The 14,765-nt window shown below is 65.7% G+C and carries 14 protein-coding genes; 9 read left to right on the top strand and 5 right to left on the bottom strand.

All coding sequences use genetic code 11. The features are described from left to right. Positions 1 to 27 precede the first annotated feature (27 nt). Positions 28 to 525, bottom strand: a complete 498-nt coding sequence (locus ACODS1_RS08625; protein WP_489085308.1) for a DUF3060 domain-containing protein — start codon at positions 523 to 525, stop codon at positions 28 to 30. 224 nt (positions 526 to 749) lie between these two features. On the opposite strand from ACODS1_RS08625, the gene trpB reads away from it, so the two are divergent. Both trpB and trpA read left to right on the top strand, forming a co-directional pair. Next, positions 750 to 1,961 carry a tryptophan synthase subunit beta gene (gene trpB, locus ACODS1_RS08620; RefSeq protein WP_489085307.1) on the top strand — a complete coding sequence of 404 codons (1,212 nt, stop codon included), beginning with the start codon at positions 750 to 752 and terminating at the stop codon, positions 1,959 to 1,961. Next, complete coding sequence (trpA, locus tag ACODS1_RS08615; RefSeq protein WP_489085306.1) at positions 1,958 to 2,767, top strand: tryptophan synthase subunit alpha; 810 nt, start codon at positions 1,958 to 1,960, stop codon at positions 2,765 to 2,767. The genes trpB and trpA overlap by 4 nt, the downstream gene beginning before the upstream one ends. A gap of 132 nt (positions 2,768 to 2,899) precedes the next feature. Here trpA and ACODS1_RS08610 read toward each other — a convergent pair whose 3' ends face one another. Further along, positions 2,900 to 4,342: a SulP family inorganic anion transporter gene (locus ACODS1_RS08610; RefSeq protein WP_489085305.1), complete on the bottom strand. Its 1,443-nt coding sequence runs from the start codon at positions 4,340 to 4,342 to the stop codon at positions 2,900 to 2,902. Between the two features lie 204 nt (positions 4,343 to 4,546). Between ACODS1_RS08610 and ACODS1_RS08605 the strand changes: the two genes are divergently transcribed. Together ACODS1_RS08605 and ACODS1_RS08600 are read left to right on the top strand one after the other, a co-directional pair. After that, positions 4,547 to 5,290: an SDR family oxidoreductase gene (locus tag ACODS1_RS08605; protein WP_489085304.1), complete on the top strand. Its 744-nt coding sequence runs from the start codon at positions 4,547 to 4,549 to the stop codon at positions 5,288 to 5,290. 85 nt (positions 5,291 to 5,375) lie between these two features. Beyond that, complete coding sequence (locus ACODS1_RS08600; protein ID WP_489085303.1) at positions 5,376 to 6,269, top strand: LysR substrate-binding domain-containing protein; 894 nt, start codon at positions 5,376 to 5,378, stop codon at positions 6,267 to 6,269. Positions 6,270 to 6,392: 123 nt separating this feature from the next. On the opposite strand, the gene pbpG is transcribed toward ACODS1_RS08600, so the two are convergent. Together pbpG and ACODS1_RS08590 are read right to left on the bottom strand one after the other, a co-directional pair. Continuing rightward, complete coding sequence (gene pbpG / locus ACODS1_RS08595; RefSeq protein ID WP_322979931.1) at positions 6,393 to 7,295, bottom strand: D-alanyl-D-alanine endopeptidase; 903 nt, start codon at positions 7,293 to 7,295, stop codon at positions 6,393 to 6,395. Positions 7,296 to 7,406: 111 nt separating this feature from the next. Next, positions 7,407 to 8,327, bottom strand: a complete 921-nt coding sequence (locus tag ACODS1_RS08590) for a choline sulfate utilization transcriptional regulator (protein ID WP_489085302.1) — start codon at positions 8,325 to 8,327, stop codon at positions 7,407 to 7,409. Positions 8,328 to 8,440: 113 nt separating this feature from the next. On the opposite strand from ACODS1_RS08590, the gene betC reads away from it, so the two are divergent. The 5 genes from betC to ACODS1_RS08565 all read left to right on the top strand — a co-directional run bounded on the left by betC (position 8,441) and on the right by ACODS1_RS08565 (position 14,242). Further along, positions 8,441 to 9,952, top strand: coding sequence for a choline-sulfatase (gene betC, locus ACODS1_RS08585; RefSeq protein WP_489085301.1), 1,512 nt, complete (start codon positions 8,441 to 8,443; stop codon positions 9,950 to 9,952). A 71-nt stretch (positions 9,953 to 10,023) separates the two neighbouring features. After that, positions 10,024 to 10,944 carry a choline ABC transporter substrate-binding protein gene (gene choX / locus ACODS1_RS08580; protein ID WP_489085300.1) on the top strand — a complete coding sequence of 307 codons (921 nt, stop codon included), beginning with the start codon at positions 10,024 to 10,026 and terminating at the stop codon, positions 10,942 to 10,944. A gap of 298 nt (positions 10,945 to 11,242) precedes the next feature. Next, positions 11,243 to 12,814, top strand: a complete 1,572-nt coding sequence (locus tag ACODS1_RS08575; RefSeq protein ID WP_489085299.1) for a SulP family inorganic anion transporter — start codon at positions 11,243 to 11,245, stop codon at positions 12,812 to 12,814. A gap of 61 nt (positions 12,815 to 12,875) precedes the next feature. Further along, the gene (locus ACODS1_RS08570; RefSeq protein ID WP_322979936.1) at positions 12,876 to 13,466 is read left to right on the top strand and encodes a MarC family protein; all 591 of its coding nucleotides are present in this window, start codon (positions 12,876 to 12,878) and stop codon (positions 13,464 to 13,466) included. After that, positions 13,463 to 14,242 (top strand): N-acetylmuramoyl-L-alanine amidase, encoded by a 780-nt coding sequence (locus ACODS1_RS08565; RefSeq protein ID WP_489085298.1) that lies wholly within the window; start codon positions 13,463 to 13,465, stop codon positions 14,240 to 14,242. The genes ACODS1_RS08570 and ACODS1_RS08565 overlap by 4 nt, the downstream gene beginning before the upstream one ends. Here ACODS1_RS08565 and ACODS1_RS08560 read toward each other — a convergent pair. Beyond that, complete coding sequence (locus ACODS1_RS08560; protein WP_489085297.1) at positions 14,239 to 14,631, bottom strand: response regulator; 393 nt, start codon at positions 14,629 to 14,631, stop codon at positions 14,239 to 14,241. The two genes, ACODS1_RS08565 and ACODS1_RS08560, sit on opposite strands and share 4 nt — an antisense overlap. Positions 14,632 to 14,765 lie beyond the last annotated feature (134 nt).

Genomic DNA, 14,765 nt, shown 5'->3' with positions numbered 1-14,765 from the left:
CCGCCGAGCGCCAACCTGCCGTGCCGATCAGTCCTGCTGGATGTGGTGTTCGACGCCGGTGGTCTCGATCTCAGGCTCGTCGCCACGCCAGGTCAGTTGCTGGTTGAGGCCGTTGACCTCGATCTGCGTCGGGCCATCGAGAGCGAGCTTGAGCACGTTGCTATCACCGTAAATGGCGATCTGCGCCGGTTGCTGGTCGTCGCCGCACACCTCGGTTTCAATCTGGTGCTCGCTGCCACTGACTTCGAGGCCGGTGACACGCTCGCCCTCGATGCGGTTCTTCACGCCAGTCACCACCAGGCCGGCAGCCTTGCCGAAACTTACCTGCTGCTCGGAGCCATTGACCTCGACCTGGCCGCAGTCACCGGTGAGGCGGAACCGGTTGCCATTGCCGGTGACGATCACGTCGAGCCCCTTGCACGGCACATCGCGCGATACGCCGATGCCATGCAAATCCAGTGTTTGCGCCTGGGCCGTACCCAGACACGCCACCACCATGCCGCCCACCACCAATACCTTGTGCATTCGCTTTCTCCCTGGCCGTAGCTGCTGGGACTGATCAGGCGCGACCGAGTTCTCTACCGCCCAGCGGCGAGTCTGGAAATGAGGCGTGGCGCACAGACATGACCCGTGAGATTTTCTGACAGGTCAGCTCAATCAAATCGCTTTTCGCCGCGCCTCATGGGGATAGAATGAGCCCCATCACTCACTCGCCCTGCCAGCCCAGTGCTGTCGACAAGGAGCACGCCATGACCTCATTTCGCACCGGCCCCGACGCCCGCGGCCTGTTTGGCCGCTTCGGTGGTCAGTTCGTCGCCGAAACCCTGATGCCGCTGATCAACTCGCTGGCTGCCGAATACGAGAAAGCCAAGACTGATCCGGCCTTCCTCGAAGAACTGGCCTACTTCCAGCGCGATTACATCGGCCGCGCCAGCCCGCTGTACTACGCCGAGCGCCTGAGCGAGCACTTCGGCGGGGCGAAGATCTACCTCAAGCGCGAAGACCTGAACCACACCGGCGCGCACAAGATCAACAACTGCATCGGCCAGATCCTGCTGGCCAAGCGCATGGGCAAGCAACGCATCATCGCCGAGACCGGCGCCGGCATGCATGGCGTGGCCACCGCCACCGTGGCCGCGCGCTTCGGTATGCAGTGCGTGGTGTACATGGGCACCACCGACATCGAGCGCCAGCAGGCCAACGTCTTCCGCATGAAGCTGCTCGGCGCCGAGGTGATCCCGGTCACCGCCGGCACCGGCACCCTCAAGGACGCCATGAACGAAGCGCTGCGCGACTGGGTGACCAACGTCCACAACACCTTCTACCTGATCGGCACCGCCGCCGGCCCGCATCCGTACCCGGCCATGGTGCGCGACTTCCAGTCGGTGATCGGCAACGAAGTGCGCGAGCAGATCCTCGAGAAGGAAGGGCGCCTGCCCGACTCGCTGGTGGCCTGCATCGGCGGTGGCTCCAACGCCATCGGCCTGTTCCACCCCTTCCTCGATGATGAAGGCGTGCAGATCGTTGGCGTCGAGGCCGCCGGTCACGGCGTCGATACCGGCAAGCATGCGGCGAGCATGGCCGGTGGCGCGCCGGGCGTGCTGCACGGCAACCGCACCTTCCTGCTGCAGGACGAAGACGGCCAGATCACCGATGCCCACTCGATTTCCGCCGGCCTCGACTACCCCGGCGTCGGCCCGGAACACGCCTGGTTGCACGAGATCAAGCGCGTCGAATACGTGCCGATCAGCGATGACGAAGCGCTCACCGCCTTCCACCAGTGCTGCCGCCTGGAAGGCATCATCCCGGCACTGGAAAGCGCCCACGCGCTGGCCGAAGCCTTCAAACGCGCGCCGAAGCTGCCCAAGGATCACCTGATGGTGATCAACCTGTCCGGTCGTGGCGACAAGGACATGCAAACCGTGATGCACCACATGGGCGAACAGGAGAAACACGCATGAGCCGCCTGCAGAACCGTTTCGCCGAACTGAAAGCGGAAAACCGCGCCGCGCTGGTGACCTTCATCACCGCCGGCGATCCCGACTACGCCACCTCGCTGAGCATCCTCAAGGGCCTGCCGGACGCTGGCGCCGACGTGATCGAGCTGGGCATGCCCTTCACCGACCCGATGGCCGACGGCCCTGCCATCCAGCTCGCCAACATCCGCGCGCTGGCTGGCAAGCAGGGCATGCAGCAGACGCTGCAGATGGTTCGCGAATTTCGCCAAGGCAACCAGAGCACGCCGCTGGTGCTGATGGGCTACTACAACCCGATCTTCGTCTATGGCGTCGAGCGCTTCATCAGTGACGCCAAGGAGGCCGGCGTTGACGGCCTGATCGTGGTCGACCTGCCGCCGGAGCACAACGACGAGCTGTGCGAACCGGCGCAGAGCGCAGGCATCGACTTCATCCGCCTGACCACGCCGACCACCGACGATGACCGCCTGCCCACCGTGTTGGCCGGCAGCTCCGGCTTCGTCTACTACGTGTCTGTAGCCGGCGTCACCGGTGCCGGCGCGGCGACCATGGATCACGTCGAGGAAGCCGTAGCACGTCTGCGTCGCCACACCGATCTGCCGCTGTGCATCGGCTTCGGCATCCGCACCCCGGAGCACGCCGCCGAAGTGGCCAAGCGTGCCGAAGGCGCAGTGGTCGGCTCGGCACTGATCGACAAGATCGCCGAGGCACAAAGCCCGCAGCAAGCCATCGACGGCGTGCTCGGCCTGTGCCGCGAGCTGGCCGAAGGGGTACGCGGCGCGCGGCGCTGACACCCTATCTGGGATACGAAAAAGCCGCTGGCGGAGCGATCCGTCAGCGGCTTTTTTCATGGCTTTGTAGCCTGGGTTGAGCGTAGCGAAACCCGGGAATTGCTTGATGGGTTTCGCATTGTTCCTACGCGATCAGTGTTCTGACCCAGCCCGCTTGAGCAGTTGCTTGCAACGCTCGGACAAATGCACCACGCGCAGGTGCTTGCCGGCGCGCTCGTAACGCTCGCGCAAGGTCTTCAGCGCGGCAATGGCCGAGTAGTCGACGAAGCTCAGGTGGCGGCAGTCCAGGGTCACCTGCTGCGGGTCGTCCGCCGGCTCGAACTGCGCCAGGAAGGTGGTGCAGGAGGCGAAGAACAGCGTGCCGTGGGCGCGGTACAGCTTGCTGCCGTCGGCCTGCATATCGCTGTCGGCGTACAGTTCGCGGGCATGCTGCCAGGCGAAGTTGAGCGCGGCGATGACGATACCGCAGAGCACAGCGGTGGCCAGGTCGGTGGCCACGGTGATGGCGGTCACCGCAACGATTACCAGCACGTCATTGGCCGGCACCTTGCCGGCCACGCGCAGCGAGCCCCAGGCAAAGGTCTGCTGCGCCACCACGAACATCACACCCACCAGCGCCGCCAGTGGGATGCGCTCGATCAGCGGCGAGAGGAACAGTACGAAGAGCAGGATCATCACCCCGGCGACCACACCGGACAGCCGCCCGCGCCCGCCGGAGCTGAGGTTGATCACGGTCTGGCCGATCATCGCGCAGCCGCCCATGCCGCCGAACAGGCCGGAGGTCATGTTGGCCACGCCCAGCGCCACGCACTCGCGATCCGGGTGGCCACGGGTGGCGGTGATCTCGTCAGTGAGATTCAGCGTCAGCAGGGTTTCCAGCAGGCCGACCAGGGCCATCAGGATGGCGTAGGGGGCGATGATGGCGAGGGTTTCCAGGTTCCAGGGAATGTCCGGCAGCATCAGGCTCGGCAAACCGCCAGCGATCTGTGCCATGTCGCCAAGAGTGTGGGTCGGCAGATCGAGCAAATAGACCAGCGCACCGATGCCGAGGATCGCCACCAGTGCCGGCGGTACGGCGCGGGTCAGGCGCGGCAGCAGGTAGACGACGACCATGGTCAGCGCTACCAGGCCGAGCATCAGGTACAACGCCTGGCCCTGCAGCCAGTGGCCGTCATGCTGGAAGTGCTCGAGCTGGGCCAGGGCGATGATGATGGCCAGGCCGTTGACGAAGCCCAGCATCACCGAATGCGGCACCATGCGGATCAGCTTGCCCAGGCGCAGCAGGCCGAACGCGAGCATGATCAGGCCGCCGAGCAGCACCGTGGCCAGCAGGTACTGCACACCGTGCTGCACCACCAGGGCGACGATCACCACCGCCATCGAACCGGCAGCACCGGAGATCATCCCCGGCCTGCCACCGAACAGGGCCGTAAGGGTGCAGATGATGAAGGCGCCGTACAGGCCCATCAGTGGGTTGACCTGGGCCACCAGGGCGAAGGCGATGCACTCGGGCACCAGGGCGAAGGACGAGGTCAGGCCGGCCAGCAGGTCGGCGCGCAAGCTTGCAGGTTTCATGAGCAGGTGCGGATCGCTAGAAGGGCGCGCATGGTAACCGCCGAGTCCGCTGGCGGCCACCCGTACTGCCCACTGGTTCATAACGAGCCCCTGCCGTAGGGTGGACAACGCTCTTTTTGTCCACCTTCGGGCTCGCCAGGTGGTGGACGGGTGACGCGTCGTCCACCCTACGCATGATGACCACAACGAACAGGAGACCGCCTCATGAGCAAGAACCTGCTGATAACCGGTGCCAGTCGCGGCATCGGCCGTGCTACAGCCCTGTTGGCCGCCGCTCAGGGCTGGACGGTGGGCATCAACTACCGCAGCGACCGCGCCGCCGCCGATGAGGTCGTTGCGCAGATTCTTGCTGCAGGCGGCGAGGCCGTCGCGCTGCAGGGTGACGTGGCCGATGAGGCCGATGTCCTGCGCCTGTTCGAGGCCATGGACACGTTCGGCCCGCTGCACGGCCTGGTGGTCAATGCGGGCATCGTCGCCCCGCCCATGCCATTGCTGAACATGAGCGGCGAGCGCCTACGGCGGATGTTCGAGGTCAACGTGCTGGGCAGCTATCTGACCGCCCGCGAGGGTGCCCGGCGCATGGCGCGCAGCCGGGGCGGCGAAGGTGGCTCGATGGTACTGGTGTCGTCGGTGGCCGCCAGCCTCGGTTCACCTTTCGAGTACGTCGACTATGCCGGGGCCAAGGGCGCCATGGACGTGCTGACGCGCGGCCTGGCCAAGGAGCTGGGCGGCGAGGGCGTACGGGTCAACGCCGTGCGCCCGGGGCTGATCGATACCGAAATCCACGCCAGCGGCGGCCAGCCGGATCGCGCCGAGCGTCTAGGCAAGGCGACTCCACTAGGCCGCGCTGGCCGTGCCGAAGAGGTCGCCGAGGCGATCGTCTGGCTGCTCGATGACAAGGCCAGCTACACCACCGGCGCGCTGCTCGACATCGCCGGAGGACGCTGAGCGAGTTGCCGGGAGGCGGCCTGATCGGCAGACTCTTGCGCGAAACGCCAACAAATCCGCTAGCGTCCGTGACTCAAACGCAACGATGAAGACCAGCCTGGAAGAAATGCTCGCGTTCGTCAGCGTGGTCGACAGCGGCTCGATCAGCGCCGCCGCCGAACGGCTCGAACAAACGGCCTCGGGGGTGAGCCGGGCGCTGAGTCGCCTGGAAGAGAAGCTCGCCGTCACCCTGCTGCGCCGCACCACCCGGCGCCTGGAGCTGACCGAGGAGGGCGAGCTGTTCCTGGCCCAGGCACGGCGCATTCTGGCTAGCGTCGAGGAAGCCGAGGAGCAGATGGCCCTGCGCCGCCAGGCGCCGGCCGGGCGTTTGCGCATCAACACCGCCTCGCCCTTCATGTTGCACGTGATCGTGCCGCTGATCGGCGAGTTTCGCGCGCGTTATCCACAGATCGAACTGGAGCTGAACAGCGACGACCGCATCATCGATCTGCTGGAGCGGCGCACCGACCTGGCCATCCGCATCGGCCACCTGCCGGACTCCAGCCTGCATGCCCGACCGCTGTGCCATAGCCGCCGGCGCGTGCTGGCCAGCCCCGATTACCTGCGTCGGCACGGCACCCCGGCGCGCACCGAGGATCTGGCCGGGCATAGTCTGCTCGGCTTCACCGAGCCCGACGGTCTCAACGAGTGGCCGCTGCGCCACGCCCTGGGCGAGCGCTGGCGCATCACCCCGAGTCTGCGCGCTTCCAGTGGCGATACGCTGCTGACCCTGGCGCTGGCTGGCGAGGGGCTGGTGTGCCTGTCGGATTTCATGACCGATGCCGCCCGCACCAGCGGTGCGCTGCTAGAGGTGCTGGCCGAGCAGCGCGTCGAGGTGCGTCAGCCGGTGCATGCGGTGTACTACCGCAACACTGCGCTGGCCTCGCGCATCACCTGCTTTCTCGATTTTCTCAGCGAGCACCTGGGCAATCCGAATTGACGTGACCGAATGCAATCCGGGAACGGTGCATCTGTTTTCCCGGATTGCATCCGGGCTACGCGGCAGAGGTACAACGAAAAAGGGGCGACTCATCGAGTAGCCCCTTTTCGCATCAATGCCAGATCACTGCTTGGCCTGCAGGCTCCACTCCGCCAGTTTCTGCTGCTTGTAGCTGAGCGCGGCAGCCGGCACGGGCGACACCTTGCCGGTTTCCAGCCAGCGCTTGAGGCGGTTGGCGTCGGCCATGTGGGTGTACTTGCCGAACGCACCGAGCACGACGAACGCCACCGGGCGATTGGCCATGGTGGTGGCCATCACCAGGCAGCGGCCGGCAGCGTTGGTGAAGCCGGTCTTGCTCAGGTAGATGTTCCAGTCGGCCTTGCGCACCAGAGCATTGGTGTTGCGAAAGCCCAGGGTGTAGTTGGGCTTGCGGAAGGCCATGGTGGTTTCCGAGTCGGTGGTGAACTCGTGGATCAGCGGGTACTGACGGGCAGCCTTGACCATCAGCGCCAGGTCGCGAGCAGTGGACACGTTCTCCTCGGACAGGCCGGTAGGCTCGACGAAGCGGCTGTGGGTCATGCCCAGTGCCTTGGCCTTGGCGTTCATCGCCTTGATGAAGGCCGCCTGGCCGCCCGGATAGTGGTGGGCGAGGCTGGCGGCGGCGCGGTTTTCCGAGGACATCAGCGCCAGGTGCAGCATGTCGCGGCGGCTCAGCTCACTGCCGACACGCACGCGGGAGAACACGCCCTGCATTTCCTTGGTGTCGCGGATGTTGACCGGCAGCACTTCATCCAGCGGCAGCTTGGCGTCGAGGGTGACCATGGCCGTCATCAGCTTGGTCACCGAGGCAATCGGCAGACGCAGGTCGGGGTTGCTGGAATACAGCTCCTTGCCGGTATTCAGGTCGATCAGCAGCGCGCTACCGGCGGCCAATTCCTGCTTGGGTTGGGCCGGAGCGGCCTGGAGGTTCGAAACTACAAGGCTGCCACAGAGCAGCAGGCCCAAAATCGAATGACGGAGTTTCACGGTTCAGCTCACCGGTTGGAGTGGAGGGGCCGCAAGCACGTTTCGCGCGATGGCGGTGTGCGGCGGCGCTCAGTATAGGGACTCAGCGCTCGCTCTTGCAGTATGGCCCGATCAAACGCTCGCTGCCGACGAATCCAGCTCGGCCTGCAGCCAGTCGACGAAACGTGCGCTCAGGCGCTGCCGGCGTTTGCGCTCGGGCAGCACCAGGTAATAGCCCAGCGCCGAGTGCGCTTCGGCATCACCCAGACGACAGAGCAGCCCCTGCGCGAGAAGTTCATCCACCAGATGGCGCCAGCCGATGGCCACGCCTTGCCCGGCAATCGCGGCCTGGATCAGCAGGGTGTAGTTGTCGAAGCGCAGCGCGCCGGGTGTCGGCAGGCTGGCAATGCCGAGGGCGCGGAACAGCCCCTCCCAGTCGAACCAGCGCGAACGGTGTTCCGGGCGCAGGTGCAACAGCGGCAACTCGGTCAGCACCCTGGTCGGCAGTGGCAACTGACGCTCGCCGAGCAGGCGCGGGCTGCACACCGGGAACACCTCCTCGCGAAACAGCAGATGCGCTTCGCCGTGCTTGAAACGGCCATCACCGAAATGGATCGCCACATCGATCTCACTGGGCAGCGTGGCTGTATCGCGCTCACTGGTGATCAGACTGACGTCCAGTTCCGGGTACAGGCGGTTGAAGCGCTGCAGACGCGGCATCAGCCAATAGGCGGCAAAGGCGAAGTCGGTAGCCACCTGCAGCACTTCATGTTGCTGCCGCGCCGTGACCGCCACCAGGCCGGCATCAAGCGCCGCCAGCCCCTCCTGCACATGGGTCAGCAACAGCTCTCCGGCCTCGGTCAGCACGATGCCGCGATAGACCCGGTCGAACAGGCGCGTCGCCAGTTGCTGCTCCAGACGCTTGATCTGCTGGCTGATCGCAGGCTGGCTGCTGCCCAGCTCGCTGGCGGCTGCAGTGAAACTGAGCTGGCGCGCCGCCGACTCGAACACCCGCAGCGCGTCGAGCGACAGCCCATCGATGGCTTTAAACATAAGCTCTGCTTATCCGAGGCATGTGTCACAGCCGGGTTTACCCTGCTGCCGTTCTACCGGAATCATGGTGCCCGCACTGTCGCATAAACCCACAGTATGGAATAGCCGCCACCATGAAGCGTCCGAACATCCTCTTCATCATGGCCGACCAGATGGCCGCGCCGATCCTGCCGCTGCACGATGCCGCCTCGCCGGTGCAGATGCCCCACCTGATGAAGCTGGCCGAGCAGGCCGTGGTGTTCGACTCGGCCTACTGCAACAGCCCGCTGTGCGCGCCGTCGCGCTTCACCCTGGTCAGCGGCCGGCTGCCGTCGAAGATCGGCGCCTATGACAACGCCGCAGAGTTTCCCGCCGACGTGCCCACCTACGCCCATTACCTGCGCCGCCTCGGCTACCGCACAGCGCTGTCGGGCAAGATGCACTTCTGCGGCCCGGATCAGTTGCACGGCTACGAGGAGCGTCTGACCAGCGACATCTACCCGGCCGACTACGGTTGGGCGGTGAACTGGGACGAGCCGGACGTGCGCGCCAGTTGGTACCACAACATGTCCTCGGTGCTGCAGGCCGGCCCCTGCGTACGCAGCAACCAGCTGGATTTCGACGAGGATGTGGTGTTCAAGGCGCGCCAGTATCTCTACGACCACGTGCGCCTGACGCCCGAACAGCCGTTCTGCCTGACCGTGTCGATGACCCACCCGCACGACCCCTACACCATCCCGCGCGAATACTGGGATCGCTACGAAGGCGTGGACATCCCCATGCCGCGCCAGCACATCGACCAGGCCGAACAGGATCCGCACGCGCAGCGCCTGCTCAAGGTCATCGACCTGTGGGACAAGCCGCTGCCCGAGGACAAGGTCCGCGACGCCCGCCGCGCCTACTTCGGCGCCTGCAGCTACATCGACGACAACATCGGCAAGCTGCTTAGGACGCTGGAAGAGTGCGGCCTGGCCGAGGACACCCTGATCGTCTTCTCCGGCGACCACGGCGACATGCTGGGTGAGCGTGGCCTCTGGTACAAGATGCACTGGTTCGAGATGGCCGCCCGCGTACCGCTGCTGGTGCATGCGCCGAAGCGCTTCGCCGCGCACCGGGTCAGCCAGTCGGTTTCGACCCTCGACCTCTTGCCGACGCTGGTGGAGCTTGCCGGTGGCCAGGTTGATGCCGGCCTGGAGCTGGAAGGCCACTCGCTGCTGCCGCACCTCAAGGGTGAGGGCGGGCATGACGAAGTGCTCGGCGAATACATGGCCGAAGGCACCGTCGGCCCGCTGATGATGATTCGTCGCGGCCCGTGGAAGTTCGTCTACTCCGAGCAGGATCCGCTGCTGCTGTTCAACCTCGACAGCGACCCGCAGGAGCTGCACAACCTGGCCGAATCCAGCGAGCACAAGGGCATCCTCGCCGGCTTCCTCGCCGAGGCCCGCGAGCGCTGGGACATCCCGGCGATCCACGCCGCCACCCTGGCCAGCCAGCGCCGCCGGCGCCTGGTGGCCGAAGCACTGAGCCAGGGCAAGCTGACCAGCTGGGATCACCAACCCTGGGTCGACGCCAGCCAGCAATACATGCGTAACCATATCGACCTGGATGACCTGGAACGCCGCGCGCGCTTTCCGGCAGTCGGGTGAAACTTTGCTCCGCGCCACGAGCCTGAGCCTTGAAGCTGCCGCCCTAAAACAGAAGAAAAAGGAGAGACGCCATGAACCGATTCAGTGTGCTGTTACTCACCACCGCGCTCGTCAGCGCCGGCAATGTCTGGGCCGAGGACGCAGCCTGTGGCACGGTCAAGCTGGGTGATCCGGGCTGGAGCGATATCGCCGTGACCAACGGCATCGCCAGCTTCCTGCTCGATGGCCTGGGCTACGAGGCGCAGAGCCAGACCCTGGCCGTGCCGATCATCTTCGCCGGGCTGCAGAAGGGCCAGGTCGACGTGTTCCTCGGCAACTGGATGCCGGCGCAGCAGAGCAACTACGACAAGTTCGTCGCCAGCGGCGAAGTGGACAAGGTCACGCAGAACCTCGAAGGCACCGAGTACACCCTGGCCGTGCCGACCTATGCCTATGAAGCCGGGGTGAAGACCTTCGCCGACCTCGACAAGCACGCCGACCAGTTCGGCAAGAAGCTCTACGGCATCGCCTCCGGCTCGCCGGCCAACGAGTCGATCAAGCAGATGATCGCCGCCGACGAGTTCGGCCTGGGTGACTGGAAACTGGTGGAGTCCAGCGAGCAGGCGATGCTGGTGCAGGTCGGCCGTGCGGTGAAGCGCGATCAGTTCGTGGTGTTCCTCGGCTGGACGCCGCACCCGATGAACGTGCAGTACGACATGAAGTACCTCAAGGGCGGCGAGAAGTATTTCGGCGCCAGCGGCCAGGTCAACACCCTGGCGCGCAAGGGCTATGCCGCGCAGTGCCCGAACGTCGGCAAGCTGCTGAGCAACCTGCGGTTCACCCAGGACATGGAGAACAGCATCATGGATCAGGTGCTGAGCAAGCAGGCCAGCAACGACGCGGCGATCAAGGCCTGGCTCAAGGCCAACCCACAGGTGCTCGATGGCTGGTTGCAGGGCGTGACCACCCGTGATGGCGGCGACGGCCTGGCGGCGGTGAAGGCGCGGCTGTGACGGTGCCCATCCGGTAGAACACGCACGGGCCGGAGTTCAGGGTCAGCGAGTAGGGCGTACTCGCGCAGCAGTACGCCGCTGGCGTGGGCCTGGGTGTTGCGAATGGCGGACTGTTCGCTTCGCTCCTGAGTCCGCCCTACGAGTGACCAGCGTTCCGGTACGCCCTATGAGCTGAATCTTTCGCGGCTGAAGCCGCTCCTACCAGGTGTGGCCAGTGATGACCGCAGGCACTGCGCCAGCGGCGGCCTGGCCATGTCGTTTACACTTCACGCTCCTGGACAAAATCAACCCGCCAACGATGCCGCTACCCGACCTTCAGACGCTGTTGCCTTTCCTGCGCTGGCTACCCGGCGTACGTCGCGGCACCCTCGGCAACGACCTGCTGGTGGGTCTGACCGGCGCCATCCTGGCCCTGCCACAGTCGCTGGCTTACGCGCTGATCGCCGGATTGCCGGCCGAATACGGCCTGTACGCGGCCATCGTGCCGGTGATCATCGCCTGCCTGTGGGGTTCGTCCTGGCACCTGATCTGTGGGCCGACGGCAGCCATCTCCATCGTTCTGTTCACCAGCGTCAGCCCCATGGCCAAGGTCGGCAGCGAGGAGTTCATCGCCCTGGTGCTGCTGCTGACCTTCCTCGCCGGGCTGTTCCAGTGGCTGCTCGGCCTGCTGCGCTTCGGCGCCCTGGTGAACTTCGTCTCGCAGTCGGTGGTGCTCGGTTTCACCCTCGGTGCGGCGCTGGTCATCGCCATCGGCCAGGTGCCCAACCTGCTCGGCGTCGAGGTGCCGAGCCAGGCAACGGCGCTGAGCAGCCTGTTGCAGATCGGTCGTCACCTGCCAGAGACACACTGGCCGAGCCTGGCACTTGCCGCCTTCACTCTGCTGCTGAGCCTGGCCGTGCGCCGGCTCTGGCCGAAGGCACCGGCGCTGCTGATCGGCCTGGTCGGCGGCAGCCTGCTGGCCTGGCTGCTGCCGGCGCGTTATGCCGAGCAGATCGCCCTGGTGGCGCCTTTTGCCGGCAACCTGCCGCAACTGACCGCACTGCATTTCGACCTCGACGACGTGCTGCGCCTGCTGCCCGCAGCGGTGGCCTGCGGCATGCTCGGGCTGGTCACCAGCCTGTCCATCGCCCGCGCCCTGGCGGTGAAGTCGCACCAGTTCCTCGACGCCAATCAGGAAGTGCGCGCCCAGGGCCTGTCCAACATCATCGGCCCGTGGTTTTCCGGCTCGCTGTCGGCCGGCTCCTTCACCCGCTCGGCGCTGAACCTGCAGGCCGGCGCGCGTACGCCGCTGGCCGGGATGTTCTCGGCACTGCTGGTGGCCCTGTTCGCCCTGTTCGGTGCAGCGTTGCTGGCGCATATCCCGCTGCCGGTGATGGCCGCCGGCATCTTGCTGATCTGCTGGGGGCTGGTGGACCTGCCGGCGATCCGCGCGCTGCGCCGGGTCAGCCACGCCGAGTTCGTGGTGATGCTGCTGACCTTCACCGCCACCCTGGTGCTGGAGTTGCAGACGGCGATCTATGCCGGCGTGCTGGCCTCGCTGTTCTTCTACCTCAAGCGCACCTCGCAGCCGCGCGTGCGCCTGTGGCAGGACGGCGACGACGAGGTGCTGCGCGTCGAAGGCTCGATCTTCTTCGGCGCCTGCCACTACATCCAGCAACTGCTGCAGAACAGCCACGCCCCGCGTGTGGTGATCGATGCCCGGCACATCAACTTCATCGACTATGCCGGCGTCGAGATGCTGCACCAGGAAGCGCGGCGCCTGCAGGTGCTGCAGCGCCAGCTGGTGCTGCGCCAGGCGCGGCCGCAAGTGGTGGAGGAAATCCTCAAGCTCGAAGGTGCCGAGCGCTGCCCGCTGGTCTTCGAGGACTGAGCCCCTCGCATGCCGCACGCGGCACCTCTAGACTACGCAGCCTCGTTCACCGGAGGCCGCCATGGATATCTTCAGCATCGCCGTACTGATCTTTCTGGTCACCGACCCGTTCGGCAACATCGCCATCTACATCGCCGCGCTGAAGAACGTCGAGCCGCGCCGCCGGCTGTGGGTCGCCGCCCGCGAGCTGCTGTTCGCACTCGGCCTGTTGCTGCTGTTTCTCACCTTTGGTGACAAATTCCTCACCGGGCTTGGCCTGTCGCGGGAGGCGACCGCGATTGCCGGCGGTATCATCCTGTTCGTCATCGCCATGCGCCTGATCTTCCCCAGCCCGCAGGGCCTGCTCGGCGACGTGCCGGACGGCGAGCCGATGCTGGTGCCACTGGCCACGCCGGCGGTGGCCGGGCCTTCGGCACTCGCGGTGCTGATGACCTTGCGCAACACCCACACCGGGCCAATCTGGGAGCTGTACCTGGCCCTGATCCTGGCCTGGGCGGCGACGGCATTCATCCTGTTGCAGGCTTCGTTCCTGCAGCGTTTTCTCGGTAACCGCGGGTTGATGGCGGTGGAGCGACTGATGGGCATGCTGCTGATCATGCTCAGCGTCGACATGCTGCTGGACAACCTGCAAAGCGTATTCAGTCATCTATGAAGTTTTTCTGCCTTGCCCTGTGTTTCTTTCTGCTCGCCGGCTGCGGCGGCCTGCACATCGACGACAGCCACACCGCCGTCGGCCAGAACAGCCGTGTGCAGTACGTGGTGCTGCACTACACCTCCGCCGATCTGGCGCGCTCGCTGGATCTGCTGACCACCACCGACGTCAGCAGCCACTACCTGATCGGCGACCGGCCGGCGACGCTCTATCGCCTGGTCGATGAAAACCGCCGCGCCTGGCATGCCGGGGTCAGCGAGTGGCAGGGGCGCACCTGGCTGAATGCCTCGACCATCGGCATCGAGCTGGTCAACCAGGGCTATTACGACACGCCCAAGGGCCGCTATTGGCAGCCCTTCGCACCGCAGCAGATCGACGTGCTGGTGGCCCTGCTCAAGGACATCGTGCGCCGTCACCAACTGCCGCTCGGCTCGATCATCGGTCACAGCGATATCGCGCCACAGCGCAAGGTCGATCCGGGCCCGCTGTTCCCCTGGAAGCGCCTGGCCGACGAGGGCCTGATTCCCTGGCCGGACGAAGCACAGGTGGCGCGCCAGCAGGCGCTGTTCGCCGTCAGCCTGCCCAGCGTCGAGTGGTTCCAGGAGCAACTGGCGCGTCAGGGCTACACGGTGCCGCGCAACGGCGAGCTGGACGAAGCCACGCGCAATGTCATCGCCGCCTTCCAGATGAAATACCGCCCCGCCAACTACGACGGCCAGCCGGATGCGGAAACCGCCGCGCGCCTGCTGGTGCTCAACCAGCAGGCAGCCGGTTAGGCGCCGGTCAGCTCGCTCAGCCGCGCGGCCAGCAGTTTCAGGTCGTAGGGTTTGACGATGCTGGCGGTGGCCGCGCTGTCGCGGGCGCGCACCTCTTCGAGCAATTCACGCTCGTCATAGCCGCTGGCGAACAACACCGGCAGGCTCGGCCGCAGCTGGCGTGCGGCCTCGACCAGTTCGCGGCCGTCCATGCCGGGTAGGCCGATGTCGCTCATCAGCAGATCGACCGGCTGATCACTGCGCAGCACCTGCAGCGCGGCGGTGCCATCGCGCAGCGCCTGCACACGGTAGCCGAACTCCTGCAGCACCTCCGCAGTCAAGGTACGAACGACGTCGTCGTCCTCGACCAGCACGATGGTCTTCATGGCGGCGGAGTCGGTCTGAGTCATGAGGTTCTCGGATTATGCGCGCAAGATGGCTAAATGTTTGGCAAACTTCGGCGTCTGCAAGCGGTCAGTGTGCCACAGGCCTCCCCCTCACGATAAGCAGCGAGACAATCATCGAATGGACGTCCCAGTGTCGA

It is taken from the genome of Pseudomonas sp. FG29 (assembly GCF_057809355.1).
The sequence above is the reverse complement of the archived record's forward strand: the minus strand, read 5'-3'. Positions and strand labels throughout refer to the sequence as shown.